The sequence below is a fragment of the Roseobacter sp. AzwK-3b genome (genome assembly GCF_000170875.1).
Taxonomy (GTDB): Bacteria; Pseudomonadota; Alphaproteobacteria; order Rhodobacterales; family Rhodobacteraceae; genus Roseovarius; species Roseovarius litoreus.
The window spans coordinates 68,717-82,566 of sequence record NZ_ABCR01000009.1; the positions used below are offsets into that span (position 1 = coordinate 68,717).

Annotated in this window: 14 protein-coding genes and 1 other annotated feature; of the genes, 9 read left to right on the plus strand and 5 right to left on the minus strand. The window is 65.7% G+C overall.

Annotated features, from left to right (window positions below):
* Positions 1 to 3: 3 nt before the first annotated feature.
* From RAZWK3B_RS15265 to RAZWK3B_RS15275, 3 genes are all read left to right on the plus strand, one after another.
* Positions 4 to 1,164 (plus strand): acyl-CoA dehydrogenase family protein, encoded by a 1,161-nt coding sequence (locus tag RAZWK3B_RS15265; protein ID WP_007816703.1) that lies wholly within the window; start codon positions 4 to 6, stop codon positions 1,162 to 1,164.
* A 253-nt stretch (positions 1,165 to 1,417) separates the two neighbouring features.
* Complete coding sequence (locus tag RAZWK3B_RS15270) at positions 1,418 to 3,460, plus strand: acetate--CoA ligase family protein (protein WP_037296057.1); 2,043 nt, start codon at positions 1,418 to 1,420, stop codon at positions 3,458 to 3,460.
* A complete protein-coding gene (locus RAZWK3B_RS15275; protein ID WP_007816707.1) occupies positions 3,457 to 4,242 on the plus strand; it encodes a carnitinyl-CoA dehydratase in 786 nt (261 codons plus the stop codon). The genes RAZWK3B_RS15270 and RAZWK3B_RS15275 overlap by 4 nt, the downstream gene beginning before the upstream one ends.
* A 124-nt stretch (positions 4,243 to 4,366) precedes the next feature.
* Here RAZWK3B_RS15275 and sfsA read toward each other — a convergent pair whose 3' ends face one another.
* Positions 4,367 to 5,068 (minus strand): DNA/RNA nuclease SfsA, encoded by a 702-nt coding sequence (gene sfsA, locus RAZWK3B_RS15280; protein ID WP_007816709.1) that lies wholly within the window; start codon positions 5,066 to 5,068, stop codon positions 4,367 to 4,369.
* A gap of 48 nt (positions 5,069 to 5,116) precedes the next feature.
* Between sfsA and RAZWK3B_RS15285 the strand changes: the two genes are divergently transcribed.
* The 6 genes from RAZWK3B_RS15285 to RAZWK3B_RS15310 all read left to right on the plus strand — a co-directional run bounded on the left by RAZWK3B_RS15285 (position 5,117) and on the right by RAZWK3B_RS15310 (position 10,754).
* Positions 5,117 to 5,839, plus strand: coding sequence for a competence/damage-inducible protein A (locus RAZWK3B_RS15285; RefSeq protein WP_007816711.1), 723 nt, complete (start codon positions 5,117 to 5,119; stop codon positions 5,837 to 5,839).
* Positions 5,836 to 6,546, plus strand: a complete 711-nt coding sequence (locus RAZWK3B_RS15290; RefSeq protein WP_007816712.1) for a GNAT family N-acetyltransferase — start codon at positions 5,836 to 5,838, stop codon at positions 6,544 to 6,546. The genes RAZWK3B_RS15285 and RAZWK3B_RS15290 overlap by 4 nt, the downstream gene beginning before the upstream one ends.
* A 24-nt stretch (positions 6,547 to 6,570) precedes the next feature.
* Positions 6,571 to 7,149, plus strand: a complete 579-nt coding sequence (locus RAZWK3B_RS15295) for a peroxidase-related enzyme (protein WP_007816713.1) — start codon at positions 6,571 to 6,573, stop codon at positions 7,147 to 7,149.
* Positions 7,149 to 8,171 (plus strand): OmpA family protein, encoded by a 1,023-nt coding sequence (locus tag RAZWK3B_RS15300; RefSeq protein WP_007816714.1) that lies wholly within the window; start codon positions 7,149 to 7,151, stop codon positions 8,169 to 8,171. The genes RAZWK3B_RS15295 and RAZWK3B_RS15300 overlap by 1 nt, the downstream gene beginning before the upstream one ends.
* Before the next feature lie 74 nt (positions 8,172 to 8,245).
* Positions 8,246 to 8,303, plus strand: a sequence feature (sul1 is cis-regulatory element that is thought to sense ions involved in sulfur or methionine metabolism; They are found in Alphaproteobacteria).
* 64 nt (positions 8,304 to 8,367) lie between these two features.
* A complete protein-coding gene (locus tag RAZWK3B_RS15305; protein ID WP_007816715.1) occupies positions 8,368 to 9,858 on the plus strand; it encodes a SulP family inorganic anion transporter in 1,491 nt (496 codons plus the stop codon).
* Positions 9,859 to 9,872: 14 nt separating this feature from the next.
* Positions 9,873 to 10,754: a universal stress protein gene (locus RAZWK3B_RS15310; RefSeq protein WP_007816716.1), complete on the plus strand. Its 882-nt coding sequence runs from the start codon at positions 9,873 to 9,875 to the stop codon at positions 10,752 to 10,754.
* 46 nt (positions 10,755 to 10,800) lie between these two features.
* Here RAZWK3B_RS15310 and RAZWK3B_RS15315 read toward each other — a convergent pair whose 3' ends face one another.
* From RAZWK3B_RS15315 to fsa, 4 genes are read right to left on the minus strand one after another with little or no spacing between them, the layout of a single operon-like run.
* Positions 10,801 to 11,499 (minus strand): CDP-alcohol phosphatidyltransferase family protein, encoded by a 699-nt coding sequence (locus RAZWK3B_RS15315; RefSeq protein WP_037296061.1) that lies wholly within the window; start codon positions 11,497 to 11,499, stop codon positions 10,801 to 10,803.
* Between the two features lie 35 nt (positions 11,500 to 11,534).
* Entirely contained in the window at positions 11,535 to 12,449 is a 915-nt protein-coding gene (locus tag RAZWK3B_RS15320; RefSeq protein WP_007816718.1) for a tyrosine recombinase XerC, read from the minus strand.
* Positions 12,446 to 13,153 carry a DUF484 family protein gene (locus tag RAZWK3B_RS15325; RefSeq protein WP_037296020.1) on the minus strand — a complete coding sequence of 236 codons (708 nt, stop codon included), beginning with the start codon at positions 13,151 to 13,153 and terminating at the stop codon, positions 12,446 to 12,448. Before RAZWK3B_RS15325 ends, RAZWK3B_RS15320 begins: the two co-directional genes overlap by 4 nt.
* 39 nt (positions 13,154 to 13,192) lie before the next feature.
* Positions 13,193 to 13,846, minus strand: a complete 654-nt coding sequence (gene fsa, locus RAZWK3B_RS15330) for a fructose-6-phosphate aldolase (RefSeq protein WP_037296063.1) — start codon at positions 13,844 to 13,846, stop codon at positions 13,193 to 13,195.
* Positions 13,847 to 13,850 lie beyond the last annotated feature (4 nt).

Here is a 13,850-nt window from a genome sequence, read left to right on the forward strand (position 1 = left end):
GCGATGCATTTCGGACTGAGCGAAGAACAGGAGATGATCGTCTCGACGGTGCGCAGCTTTGTCGAGAACGAGATCTATCCCCATGAGGCCGAGATCGAGCGCAGCGGCGAGGTGCCCCCCGAGCTGGCCGACGAAATCCGCCGCAAGACGCTGGAGCTGGGATTTTATGCCTGCAACTTCCCTGAGGAGGTGGGTGGCGCCGGGCTGGGGCATGTGGATTTCGCGCTGGTGGAACGGGAGCTGGGTCGTGGGTCGATGGCGCTCACGCATTTCTTCGGGCGACCGCAGAACATCCTGATGGCCTGCACCGGGGCGCAGCGCGACCGGTACCTGCTTCCGGCGGTGCGCGGCGAGCGGATGGACGCGCTGGCGATGACCGAACCCGATGCCGGATCGGATGTGCGGGGGATGAAATGTTCGGCACGGCGCGAGGGTGGCGACTGGGTGCTCAATGGCACCAAGCATTTCATCTCAGGCGCCGATCACGCGGATTTCGTGATCGTTTTCCTGGCCACCGGCGAGGACATGACCGACCGGGGACCGAAGAAGCGCATCACCACCTTTCTGGTGGATCGCGGCACGCCGGGCTTCACGATCCGCGACGGCTATCGCTCGGTCAGTCATCGCGGCTACAAGAACATGATCCTCGAGTTCGACGATTGCCGGCTGCCGGATGACAAGGTGCTGGGCGAGGTGGATGGCGGGTTCGCGGTGATGAACGAATGGCTCTATGCCACGCGGATCACCGTGGCCACGATGAGCGTCGGGCGCGCGCGGCGCTGTTTTGATTATGCGCTGGGCCAGGCCGCAGAGCGGCGCCAGTTCGGCCAGCCGATCGGCAGGTTCCAGGGCGTCGGCTTCCAGATCGCCGACATGATCACCGAGATCGACGCGGCCGATTTCCTGACCCTCGCCGCCGCCTGGCGGCTGGATCAGGGCCTGCTCGCCAATCGCGAAATCGCCAGCGCCAAGCTCTATGCGACCGAGATGCTGGCGCGGGTGAGCGATGCCACGCTGCAGATTCATGGCGGGATGGGACTGATGGATGATCTGCCGATCGAGCGGTTCTGGCGCGATGCGCGGGTCGAGCGGATCTGGGACGGCACCAGCGAGATCCAGCGCCACATCATCAGTCGCGAGTTGCTGCGACCGCTGGGCGCCTGAGGTCGACCCCGGTGACAAGAGATTTCATGCCTCCGGCGGGGATATTTTCAGCCAGAAGAAACGGGGAAGCGCGCGCGGCCCTTCCCCGTCCTGCGAAACGCTGGGGGGCGTTTCTCCTGGCGCGGTCATCGGCGTCCCCGCCTGTACCGCCCCGCGAGACTGGCATGGAATGGTTAAGAAACCCTTGTTTCTTCTGGCTGAAAATATCCCCGCCGGAGGCTCCCGTCGGTTCCGTGCGCGCGAAGGGGCGCAGATGAGGCGCGATCTCAAACGTCTGCTGCGGCCGCGCTCGATTGCGGTGATTGGCGGCGGGGCCTGGTGTGCCAATGTCGTCGAGCAATGCCGCAAGATGGGCTTTGACGGGGCGATCTGGCCGGTGCATCCGACGCGGCACACGCTGGCCGGCGTGCCGGCCTTCGCCGGCATCGAGGATGTGCCGGGCGTCCCGGATGCGGCGTTCATCGGTGTGAACCGGCATGCCACGGTCGAAATTGTCCGGCACCTCGCCGGGATCGGCGCGGGCGGGGCGGTGTGTTTCGCCAGCGGTTTTCGCGAGGCGCAGGCCGAGACCGGCGACGGCGCGGGGCTGCAGGAGGCGCTTTTGCAGGCGGCCGGCGGGATGCCTATCCTCGGGCCGAATTGCTATGGGATGATCAACTATCTCGACGGGGCGCTCTTGTGGCCCGATCAGCATGGCGGGCAGCGCTGCGACCGGGGCGTTGCGATCGTCACCCAAAGCTCCAATATCGCGATCAACCTGACCATGCAGGCGCGCGGCCTGCCCATCGCCTATGTGGTGACCGCGGGCAACCAGGCGCAGACCGGGCTGGCCGATCTGGGCCGCGCGCTGTTGGCTGATGACCGGGTCAGCGCGCTTGGACTGCATGTCGAGGGGATCGGTGATCTGCGCGCCTTCGAGGCGCTGGCCGCAGAGGCGCGGGCAAGGGGCAAGCCGATTGTCGCGCTCAAGGCCGGCAGATCGGATCACGCAAGGGCCGCGGCGGTGTCGCATACCGCGTCGATGGCGGGCAGCGATGCGGGGGGGCGGGCGCTTTTGGACCGCCTTGGCATCGTCCGGGTCGCGAGCCTGCCCGCGCTCCTGGAGACGCTCAAGCTGGTGCATTTCGCGGGGCCGCTGCGCTCGAACCGGATCGCGTCGATGTCCTGTTCGGGCGGCGAGGCGAGCCTTGTGGCCGACAGCGCCGAGGGGCGCGACATCGTCCTGCCACCGCTGAGAGCGCGCCAGCGCGATGGGTTGCGCGCGGCGCTTGGGCCCAAGGTGGCGCTGGCCAATCCGCTGGATTACCACACCTACATTTGGGACGACACGCCCGCCATGGCGCGCGCCTTCGCGGCGATGTTGACAGGGGATCTGGGGCTTGGCTGTCTGATCGTCGATTTTCCGCGCACCGACCGGTGCAGCATGGCCGCATGGGATTGCGCGATCGAGGCCAGCCGCCTTGCGGCGGGCAGCGGCACCACGCCTCTGGCGCTGATCGCGACCTTGCCAGAGGGGATGTCCGAGCCGGTGGCGCAGCGCTGCATCGATGCCGGGCTGATCCCGCTTCTGGGGCTTGACGATGCGCTGAGCGCCATCGAGGCGGCGGCCTTTCTGGGGCAGGCGCGTCGAGACCCCGCGCCGCTGCTGTTGCCCGGAACGCCGGCGGCGCTCCGGACCCTGAGCGAGGCCGAGGCCAAGGCCGCACTTGCCGGGCACAGCCTTGCGGTGCCGCGCGCCGAGCGCGCGGCGGAGGCGCGCGCGCTTTCAGCGGTGGCCCATCGGATCGGCGCACCGCTGGTCATCAAGGCCGAAGGTCTGGGGCATAAATCCGATCTGGGCGGTGTCGTTCTGGCGCCCGACGATCCGCAAGCCGCGCTGGCCGCCGCCCGAAGGATGCCCTGCGACAGCTGGCTGGTGGAGGAGATGGTCACCGGGGCCGTGGCCGAGCTCTTGATCGGGGTGCTGCGCGATCCCGCGCATGGCTTCGTGCTGACGCTTGCTGCGGGCGGCACGCTGACCGAGATCATCGCCGACAGCACACAGCTTTTGCTGCCCGTCACGGCGCAGGAGATCGACGCGGCGCTGAACGCCTTGCGCATCGCGCGCCTGCTTGAGGGCTATCGCGGCAAGCCGGCTGCGGATCGCGAGGCGATTGTCCGCGCCGTTCTGGCGGTGCAGGATTACGTCATCGCCCAAGCCCATCGCCTTGAGGAGGTGGAAATCAACCCGCTCATCTGCACGCCCGATCGGGCGGTCGCCGTGGATGCGCTTATCACCATCGGAGAGCCGACATGACCGACAGTCCCGTCAAGACCCACCGCCGAGGCCATGTGCTGGAGGTGACGCTGGACCGGCCCAAGGCCAATGCCATCGATCTCGCCACCAGCCGCATCATGGGAGAGGTGTTCCGCGAGTTCCGCGACGATCCGGATCTGCGCGTGGCGCTGATCACCGGCGCGGGGGACAAGTTCTTCTGTCCGGGCTGGGATCTCAAGGCCGCCGCCGATGGCGATGCGGTGGATGGCGATTACGGTGTCGGCGGGTTCGGCGGGCTGCAGGAGATGCGCGCGATGAACAAGCCCGTCATCGCCGCCGTCAACGGGATCTGCTGTGGCGGGGGTCTGGAATGGGCGCTGTCGGCGGATATCATCCTGGCCGCCGATCACGCGCAATTTGCCCTGCCCGAGATCCGCTCGGGCACCGTGGCGGACGCGGCGAGCGTCAAGCTGCCCAAGCGCATCCCCTATCACATCGCCATGGAGATGCTGCTGACCGGGCGCTGGATCGATGCCGAAGAGGCCGCCCGCTGGGGGCTCATCAACCAGATCCATCCGGCGGGCGAGTTGATGGAGAAGGCGCGCGCGCTGGCCGATCACCTGGCCTCGGGGCCGCCGCTGGTTTACGCCGCGATCAAGGAAATCGTGCGCGAGGCCGAGGCGATGACCTTTCAGGAGGCGATGAACCGCATCACGCGGCGGCAGTTCGAGACGGTCGATACGCTTTACGCGTCCGAAGATCAGCTGGAGGGCGCGCGTGCTTTCGCCGAAAAGCGCGATCCGGTCTGGAAGGGGAAATAAAGCGTTTCGCGAAATGCGGCGCGCCGTTCAATCGTTGCACGCGGTCCGCCTTGAGCGGATGCCTGAGGTCAAAGGCAGACCGCTTTAGCCCGCAAAGGTCGCGAGGAGGAGGTCTGCGCCGGGCTCAGTCCAAGGCGAGAGCGCGGCCAAGTGTGACCGCCTCGGGCGTGATCCGCGTGTCGTAGATCAGCACCTCGACCCCGGCGGCGCGGGCGGCGTCGAAGCCCGCCGCATAGGCCGGGTCGATATCCGAGGCCAGCCGGAAGGCGCGGGCATCGGTGCGCTGAACCAGATAGAACATCACCGCGCGGTGCCCCTCTCGGACCATCTGCGCCAGCTCTGCCAGGTGTTTGGTGCCGCGCGCGGTCACGCTGTCGGGAAACTCGGCGATGCCGGGCTGTCGCTGCAGGGTCACCGATTTGACCTCGACATAGGCATCCCGCCGCCCGTCACCCTGCAACAGGAAATCGATCCGGCTGCCGGTGCCATAGGCCACCTCGGCGCGCAGGCGCTCATAACCGGCAAGCTCGGGCACCTCGCCTGCCTCGAGTGCTGCACGCAACGCGCGGTTGGGCACGGATGTATCCACCCCCGTGAAATGCCCGTTCCCGTGATCCACAAGGCGCCAGCCGTATTTCAGCTTTTTCTTCGGGTCGTCATTCGGCTCGACCCAGATGCGCATGCCGGGATCGGCCAGCCCCATCATCGAGCCGGGATTGGCGCAATGCGCCGTCACCTCGCGCCCGTCCATGAGCCGGATATCGGCCAGGAAGCGTTTGTAGCGCCGGATCAGGGTCGCCGGCTCAAGAGGGGTTTGAAAGCGCATGGCGACAGGCCTATACCGAAGCCACCATCCCATCAAGGAGCGCGCCTCATGCCCAACCCCACCGCCGCCATGCTGGTCATCGGAGACGAGATCCTTTCCGGGCGCACCCGCGACGCCAACATGCATCATCTGGCCAAGGAACTGACCCATGTGGGCATCGACCTGTGCGAGGTGCGGGTGGTCAGCGACAAGGCCGATGCGATCACCGATGCGGTCAAGGCGCTCAGCGCGGCCTACACCCATGTGTTCACCTCGGGCGGGATCGGCCCCACCCATGACGACATCACCGCCGACAACGTGGCGCGCGCCTTTGGCGTGCCGATCGATGTGCGCCACGACGCCCGCGCGATTTTGCAGGCGCATTACGACCGTCAGGGGCTCGAGCTGAACGAGGCCCGGCTGCGCATGGCCCGCATCCCCGAAGGCGCAAAGCTGATCGACAATCCGGTGAGCGCCGCGCCGGGCTTTATCCTTGGCAATGTGCATGTGATGGCGGGCGTGCCGTCGATCTTCAACGCGATGCTGGCCAGCGTGTTGCCGACCCTGACAGGCGGCGCGCCGGTGCTGTCGCAATCGCTGATGATCCATCGCGGCGAGGGCGATATCGCCGGGCCGCTGCGGGCCTTGGCGGAACGCTATCCCGATCTGTCCTTCGGCTCCTATCCGTTCCAGCGTGATGGCGCCCATGGCGCGCAAGTGGTGATCCGCGGTCAGGACGGCGCGCGTCTGGATGCCGCCATGACCGAGTTGCACGCGATGTTCCCCGCATGACGCCCGAGACGTTCCATGCCGTGATCGAGGCCACGTGGCCTGCCGCCGAAACCATGCCGCAGGGTCCATGGACGATCCGCAACGGGCAGGGCGGCGGCAAGCGTGTCTCGGCGGCCAGCGCCCGACAGCCGGTGACGGCGGCCGACCTCCCCCTCGCCGAGGCGGAAATGCGCGCCTTGGGCCAGACGCCGCTGTTTCTTATTCGCAACGGCGATCTGGGGCTGGATGCGATGCTCGAAGGCTATGGCTATGACGTGGTCGACCCGGTCAACATGTATGCCGGCCCGATCGACAGCATCGCCGTGCCGCCGCCGCACGCCACCAGCTTCGCCATATGGGAGCCGCTGGCGATCCAGCTCGAGATCTGGGCCGAGGGCGGTATCGGCCCCGCCCGGATCGACGTGATGCGCCGCGCCAGCTTTCCCAAGACCTCCATTCTGGTGCGTGACGGTCAGCGCCCCGCCGCCACCGCCTTTTGCGCGATGCATGACGGGGTGGCGATGATCCATGCGCTCGAGGTGCGCGCCTCCTGCCGTCGCCGCGGCATGGGCCGGCACGCGGTGCATCAGGCCGCGATCTGGGCGCGGGCCAATGGCGCCACGCGCATGACGGCCCTGTGCACGCAGGCCAATCAGGGCTCGAACGCGCTCTTTGCTTCCCTCGGGCTGACGCCTGTGGGACAGTATCATTACCGGATCAAGACCTGAACCACCCAAGGAGGCGCCCCGCCGATGACCGACACTTCACGACCCACGGCGCTGGATCTGCCGATGGCCGATCCGCTTCCCGATGCGACGCGGAAATATTTCGACATCTGTCAGGACAAGCTGGGCATGGTGCCCAATGTGCTCAAGGCCTATGCCTTTGACATCGCCAAGCTGGATGCGTTCAACGCGATGTATAACGACCTGATGCTGGCCGAGAGCGGCCTGAGCAAACTGGAACGCGAGATGATCGCGGTGGTGGTCAGTTCGATCAATCGCTGCTGGTATTGTCAGGTGGCGCATGGTGCGGCGGTGCGGCAATTGTCGGGCCGTCCCGAACTGGGCGAGGCGATGGTGATGAACTGGCGCGCCGCCGATCTGGACGCGCGCCAGACCGCCATGCTGGGCTTTGCCGAAAAGATCACCCGCGCCAGCGCCGAGATTTCCGAGGCGGACCGGGAGGGCTTGCGCGATGCGGGCCTGTCGGATCGCGACATCTGGGACATCGCCAATGTGGCGGGATTTTTCAACATGACCAACCGCGTGGCCAGCGCGACGGGCATGCAGCCCAACCCCGAATATCACGCTCAGGCACGTCAGGGCTGATGCTGGCGCGGCTGGTCCTTCTGCTGCTGTGCCTTGCCTTTCCTTTTGTCGGCGCACAGGCTCAAAGCCCGGCCCAAACTTCGGCCCAGACCCCGGTTGCCGGACTGTCGATGCCGGGCACGGCGGTTCTGACCCGTGAACTTGTCGAAGAGGCGGGCAGCTACCGGCTTCCGGTGGGACCGTTCAGCGATGGCATCATGCGCACCCTCAGGGTCGAGGGCCGCATCGTGCAGCAGGCCTGGCGGATCGAGGCGCAGGGCATGACCACGCTGCAAATGCTGGCGCCCTTGCGCGACCAGCTGACCGGCGCCGGGTTCAACATTCTGTACGACTGTGCGGCGACCGCCTGTGGCGGGTTCGATTTCCGCTTCAACACGCGCGTCATGGCGGCGCCCGATATGTTCGTGGACCTGCTCGATTACCGGTTTCTGTCGGCGCGGCGCGATGGCCCGAACGGCGTGGGGCAGTATCTGTCCCTGCTGGTCAGCCGCTCGGGCGCCAGCGGCTATATCCAGATGATCCATGCCGGCGGTGCGCGGATCGGCCTTTCGGACGATGCCGGCACCATCCCGGCCAGCAACACTGGCACCAACACTGGCACCAACACTGGCACTGCCACGTCCATCCCAACCCCTGCGCAGGATCTGGCCCTGGCCGAGGCCCTGCTTGACTGGGGTCATGTCCGATTGGCCGATCTCGAATTCGAAACCGGACGCTCGGCACTGGGGCAGGGGCCGTTCGCTTCGCTCGCGGCGCTTGCCGCCTTTCTGACCGAAGACGATGGCAGGCGTGTCGCCCTTGTGGGGCATACCGATTCCGTAGGCGCGCTCGAGCCGAATATCGACCTGTCGCGCGCCCGCGCCACTGCAGTGATGACCCGGCTCATCGATAAATACGGCGTGCGCCCCGAGCAGCTCGAGGCGCGCGGCGTGGGCTATCTCGCGCCCATCGCCTCGAACCGCACCGATACCGGCCGTGATGCCAACCGCCGCGTCGAGGCGGTGCTTCTGAACACCGAATAACCCCGCCGGGTGGGCGATCAGCGGGCGAGCGGTTGCGCCCGCGGGCGCCTTGCGCTATGCCGCGACGCAGCGAACATGGAGCCGGGTGCGATCCCCGGCTGGCTCTTCCGGCCGCCGATCCGCCGGACAACAAGACCACAAGCCATAACCGCGCCGTTCCTGCTGCGCCGGCACGGCTCAAGGGAACCTAAGTCTCATGATCTCTCTCTCCGCCTACCGGCGCGACTGGACCGGGAATATCCGTGCTGATCTCTTGTCCGGCCTTGTCGTGGCCCTTGCCCTGATCCCCGAAGCCATCGCCTTTTCGATCATCGCGGGGGTTGACCCCAAGGTGGGGCTTTATGCCAGCTTCTCGATTGCCGTGATCACCGCGATCACCGGCGGGCGGCCCGGCATGATCTCGGCGGCGACCGCCGCGACGGCGGTTCTTATGGTCACGCTGGTGCGCGATCACGGGCTGGAATATCTGCTGGCGGCCACCGTGCTGGCCGGTCTGTTGCAGATCGTCGCGGGTTTCCTGCGTCTGGGCTATGTGATGCGCTTCGTGTCGCGCTCGGTGATGACCGGCTTCGTGAACGCCTTGGCGATCCTGATCTTCATCGCGCAGCTGCCCGAGCTCGACCCCACGAGGGTGCCGATGCTGACCTATGCTCTGGTCGCGGGCGGTCTGGCGATCATCTACCTTTTCCCGCGGATCACGACCGTGATCCCCTCTCCGCTGGTCACCATCATCGTGCTGACGGCGCTTGTTGTGGTGATGGGGTGGGACGTGCGCACCGTGGGCGATATGGGCCAGTTGCCCGATACGCTGCCGGTTTTCCTGATCCCCGACATTCCGCTCAATTTCGAGACGCTGCAGATCATCTTCCCCTATGCGCTGGCCGTGGCTGTCGTCGGCCTGCTGGAAAGCCTGATGACCCAGCAGATCGTCGATGACCTGACCGACACGGCCTCCAGTCGCAATCAGGAATGCATCGGGCAGGGGCTGGCCAATACCGCCACCGGCTTCATCGGCGGGATGGCCGGTTGCGCGATGATCGGGCAGTCGATCATCAACGTGAAATCCGGCGGGCGGGGGCGGCTGTCGTGCTTTGTCGCGGGGATTTTCCTGCTGATCCTGTGCGTGGTGCTGGGCGATATCGTGGCGATCATCCCGATGGCCGCGCTGGTGGCGATCATGATCATGGTGTCGATCGGCACCTTTTCGTGGTCTTCGATCAAGAACCTGCGCGATCATCCGCGCTCGTCCTCGATCGTGATGCTGGCGACGGTGTTTTTCGTGATCTACACCCATAACCTTGCCATCGGGGTTCTGGTCGGCGTGCTCTTGTCGGGCATCTTCTTTGCGTGGAAGATCGCGCAGCTGTTCCGCGTCCGCTCCGAGATCACCGCCGACGGCACCCACCGCACCTATATCGTCGAAGGTCAGCTGTTCTTCGCCTCGGCCGAGGACTTCATGAAGGCGTTCGACTTCCGCGAAGCCCCCGAAAAAGTGACCATCGATGTCAGCCGCGCCCATATCTGGGACATTTCCTCGGTTGCGGCGGTGGACATGGCCGTGCTCAAGTTCCGCCGCGAGGGGGCCGAGGTCGAGATCATCGGCATGAACGAAGCCTCCGAGACCATCGTCGACCAGCTTGCCGTGCATGACAAGCCCGGCGCGATGGACAAGTTGCTGGGCCATTGAGGAAGGACAGGACCATGACAACCGACACACTCATCGCCCTTGTCGACGGCTCGGCCTATTCCGAAAGCGTCTGCCACCATGCCGCATGGATCGCCGCGCGCGCCGGCTGGAGCGTCAAGGTCTATCACGTGCTGGGCCGGCGCGATGCGCCCGCCACAAGCGATCTGAGCGGCGCGATCCGGCTTGGGGCGCGCAGCGCGCTGCTGGAACAGCTCTCGGATCTCGATGCGCAGCGCGCCAAGCTGGCCCATGAACAGGGCCGTGCGATCCTCGACGATGCCCGCGCGATCATCGAAGGGGCGGGCGACATCGTCGTGGAAACCCGTTTGCGTCAGGGCGATCTCGTCGAAACGGTCACCGCCAAGGAAGAGAGCGGCGACATGATCGTGATCGGCAAGCGTGGTGAGGCGGCGGGACTGGCCTCGGCGCATCTCGGCTCCAATCTTGAACGGATCGTGCGGGCCAGCCACAGGCCGGTCTTCGTGGCCAACCGCGCCTTTCACGAGATCAAACGCGTGCTGGTGGCCTTTGATGGCGGCGCGTCCTCGCTTCGGGCGGTGGATTACATCGCGCGCAGCCCGATCTTTGCCGGGCTCACGGTGAAGCTGGTCTTTGCCGGGGTCGAAACCCCCGCCGTTGTCCGATCGCTCGAGGATGCCGCGGCAACCCTGCGCGCCGGTGGCTTCAGTCCCGAAACGGTGATCCGTCCCGGCGAGCCGGAAAAGGTGCTGGCGGCGATGACCGCCGATAGCGGCGGTGCGCCCGGGTCCGATGCGGGCCATGATCTTCTGGTGATGGGGGCTTATGGCCACAGCCGGGTGCGCACGCTTCTGATCGGTTCCACCACGACCGAGATGATCCGCTCATGCAAGGTGCCCGTGATCCTGATGCGCTGATGCGCTGAACCGCTGCGGCGCGGATATCCCCGGCCGGGGGGGGCGTTCAGGCCCCCGGATGCTCGGGGATAAGCTGTTGCGCGATGCCCGCGAACAGCAGGTAGACGCTGGTCACCACCAGCCCCCAATGCGCCCAGCTTTCGGGGTGGAAATCCACCCAAGCCGCCCATCCCGCAAAGAAGGTCCAGGCGAATGTCATGGGCAGCGACAGCCACCGCCAGCGTTCGGTGCGCACCGGATGGATGAATTTCAGCGGCAGGAACATCGCCACCGACAACAGCGTGACCAGCAGCAGGATCAGCCATGTGGGCGGCTGCACGGCGAACATGACCAGCACGGTCATCTGCCAGCAGCCGGGAAAGCCGGAAAACGAATTGTCCTTCGTTTTCATGTTGGTATCGGCGAAATACAGCGCGCTGGCATAGGTGATGATGATGATCGCCACCCATCCCGTCCAGCCGGGCAGCAGATCGGACTTGAACAGCGCGAAGGCTGGGATGAACACATAGGTCAGGTAATCGATGATCAGATCCAGCAACACCCCGTCAAAGCGCGGGGCGTTCTGCCAGACCAGATAGCGGCGTGCCAGCGGCCCGTCGACCCCGTCCACCGCAAAGGCCACGACCAGCCACAGGAACATCATCGCCCATTCGCGATCCATCGCAGCCAGCAGCGCCAGCATCGCAAACACCGCACCCGAGGCCGTCAGGAAATGGACCAGTAATGCCTTGTAGCTCAAACTCATGACGTCCTCTTCGCGCAGCTGCGCGCCCGATGCAATCACCCTTTGGGGTGCGCCTTGCGATAAACCTCCATCAGGCGGCTGGTATCCACCGCCGTGTAGGCCTGCGTCGTCGACAGCGAGGCATGGCCCAAAAGCTCCTGAATGGCGCGCAGATCGCCGCCCGCATTCAACAGATGGGTGGCAAAGCTGTGGCGCATCGCATGCGGCGTGGCGGTTGCGGGAAGGCCCAGTTGGGTGCGGGCCGCCTCGGTCACCTTCTGCACCGCCCTCGGGTTCAGCGGGCCACCCCGCATGCCGCGAAAGAGCGGCGTGCCGGGGCGCAGATCGAACGGGCAGAGCCGCGCATAATGCGCCACCGCATCGCGCGCGGGCGCGATGACCGGCACGATCCGTTCCTTGCCGCCCTTGCCGGTGATCCTGAGCGCCTCGCCCATGGGCAGATCACCGCCTGTCAGGCCAAGCGCCTCGGAAATCCGCAGCCCGCAGCCGTAAAGCAGCGTCACCACCGCCTGATCGCGCGCCGCCACCCATGGCGTGGCCGATTGCAGCTCGAGCGTGTCGATCAGGTCCTGTGCCGCCTCGGGCGCCAGCGGGCGCGGCAGCTTGCGCTGGAACTTGGGCGCGCGCGCCGACAGAACGGCGGTCGCATCGAACCCCTCGCGCTCGGCAAGCCAGCGATAGAAGCTTTTCACCGCCGACAGCTTGCGCGCCAGGGACCGGGGGCCAACATCCTCACCCCGGATAAAGGCCATCCATGCGCGCATGTCGGTGACGCCGATCCGGGTCAGCGGCGCGATGCCCTGCATCTCGCCCTTGTGCCCGGTCATGAAGGTCAGGAATCCGGCCACATCCCGGCCATAGGCCTCGAGCGTGTTGTCGGCGGCACCCTTCAGGGCCTTTTGCGTCTCCAGCCAGCCCTGCAACGCATCGCGGGCCGCCGGGCTTATCATGACAGCCAGCGCCGCATCGCGCGCTCGAACACGCCCGCGAAGAACGCCAGAAGATCGGTGCCCTGCTGCGGGCTGAACTGATGCGGATCCTCGGCACCCATGGCCAGCATGCCCGGCAAGCGTCCCTCGCCGAAATCCAGCATCAAACAGGCCTCCGAGCGCAGATAGGCCGCGTCCTGCCCATAGACGCGCGGATCGCCCTCGTGGATCTGGCGCAAGGTCACCTGTCGCGGCGCGGCGTTGCGCCCATCGGTCAGGTAGCGCCGCACAAATCCCGTTTCGGCCACCGACAGCACAGTGCCGAGGCGCTTGATCGTGGGGTCGTTTTCATTCTGCACGGTTTCCAGAACCAGCTTCATGCTGTCCACCCGCAGGATATCGGCCACCTCTCCGCCCAGATCGCGCAGGAACACTTCGAATTCGACCGGGTCCAGCATCCGCAGGATCGCACGGTGCACCTGATTCGTGCCGGCAAGATTGTCATAGGCCGCCGCGATCACTGATCGGTGGGTGTCCTCCAGCCGGTCCAGACGCGCCTCGAGACGTTCCATCGCGATGCCGCGCAGATCGACGATATTGTTGCCCATCGACCGCTCGTTCGCCGCGATGAGCGCGCGCATCAGATCCTGATCCTCGAGAATCACATTGGGCTGCGCGATGATACGCTCACGCAGCTTGTCTTCCATTTCCGGCGTACCGCTCATACTGGCCTCAGTCTTGTTTTCCCGGGGTTATAACATGGGTCACAGAATTTTCTGCCCTGTTTTTTCCCAATCTTTCATGAAGGCCTCAAGCCCCTTGTCGGTCAGCACGTGCGACGCCATCGCCTTGATGACCGAGGGCGGCGCTGTCATCACATCGGCGCCGATCTGGGCCGACTGGAACGCGTGATTGACCGTGCGGATCGACGCGGCAAGAATCTGCGTGTCGAACGCGTAGTTGTCATAGATCTGGCGGATATCCGCGATCAGCTCCATGCCGTCGAGGTTGATATCGTCCAGCCGCCCGATGAACGGGCTGATGAAGGTGGCCCCCGCCTTGGCCGCCAGCAGTGCCTGATTGGCCGAGAAGCACAGCGTGACATTGACCATCCGGCCTTCGCCCGACAGCACCTTGCAGGCCTTCAGCCCGTCCCATGTCAGCGGCACCTTGACGGCGATATTCTCGGCGATCGCGGCCAGCTTGCGGCCCTCCTCGATCATCGCATCCGCCTCCAGCGCGACCACCTCGGCGCTCACCGGGCCATCGACCATCTCGGCGATCTCGCGGGTGACTTCGAGGATGTCGCGCCCCGATTTCAGGATCAGCGATGGGTTGGTCGTCACACCATCCACCATGCCCAGATCATTCAGCTCGGCAATGGCATCGACATCGGCGGTATCTACGAAGAATTTCATGTCA

Bases quoted from the DNA above. Each gene is read 5' to 3' on its own strand.
- RAZWK3B_RS15295 (WP_007816713.1), top strand. From the start codon at position 6,571: ATGACCGACACTTCACGACCCACGGCGCTGGATCTGCCGATGGCCGAT.
- RAZWK3B_RS15305 (WP_007816715.1), top strand. From the start codon at position 8,368: ATGATCTCTCTCTCCGCCTACCGGCGCGACTGGACCGGGAATATCCGT.
- fsa (WP_037296063.1), bottom strand. From the start codon at position 13,846: ATGAAATTCTTCGTAGATACCGCCGATGTCGATGCCATTGCCGAGCTG.
- RAZWK3B_RS15265 (WP_007816703.1), top strand. From the start codon at position 4: ATGCATTTCGGACTGAGCGAAGAACAGGAGATGATCGTCTCGACGGTG.
- RAZWK3B_RS15270 (WP_037296057.1), top strand. From the start codon at position 1,418: ATGAGGCGCGATCTCAAACGTCTGCTGCGGCCGCGCTCGATTGCGGTG.
- RAZWK3B_RS15325 (WP_037296020.1), bottom strand. From the start codon at position 13,153: ATGAGCGGTACGCCGGAAATGGAAGACAAGCTGCGTGAGCGTATCATC.
- RAZWK3B_RS15300 (WP_007816714.1), top strand. From the start codon at position 7,149: ATGCTGGCGCGGCTGGTCCTTCTGCTGCTGTGCCTTGCCTTTCCTTTT.
- RAZWK3B_RS15285 (WP_007816711.1), top strand. From the start codon at position 5,117: ATGCCCAACCCCACCGCCGCCATGCTGGTCATCGGAGACGAGATCCTT.
- sfsA (WP_007816709.1), bottom strand. From the start codon at position 5,068: ATGCGCTTTCAAACCCCTCTTGAGCCGGCGACCCTGATCCGGCGCTAC.
- RAZWK3B_RS15290 (WP_007816712.1), top strand. From the start codon at position 5,836: ATGACGCCCGAGACGTTCCATGCCGTGATCGAGGCCACGTGGCCTGCC.
- RAZWK3B_RS15320 (WP_007816718.1), bottom strand. From the start codon at position 12,449: ATGATAAGCCCGGCGGCCCGCGATGCGTTGCAGGGCTGGCTGGAGACG.
- RAZWK3B_RS15310 (WP_007816716.1), top strand. From the start codon at position 9,873: ATGACAACCGACACACTCATCGCCCTTGTCGACGGCTCGGCCTATTCC.
- RAZWK3B_RS15275 (WP_007816707.1), top strand. From the start codon at position 3,457: ATGACCGACAGTCCCGTCAAGACCCACCGCCGAGGCCATGTGCTGGAG.
- RAZWK3B_RS15315 (WP_037296061.1), bottom strand. From the start codon at position 11,499: ATGAGTTTGAGCTACAAGGCATTACTGGTCCATTTCCTGACGGCCTCG.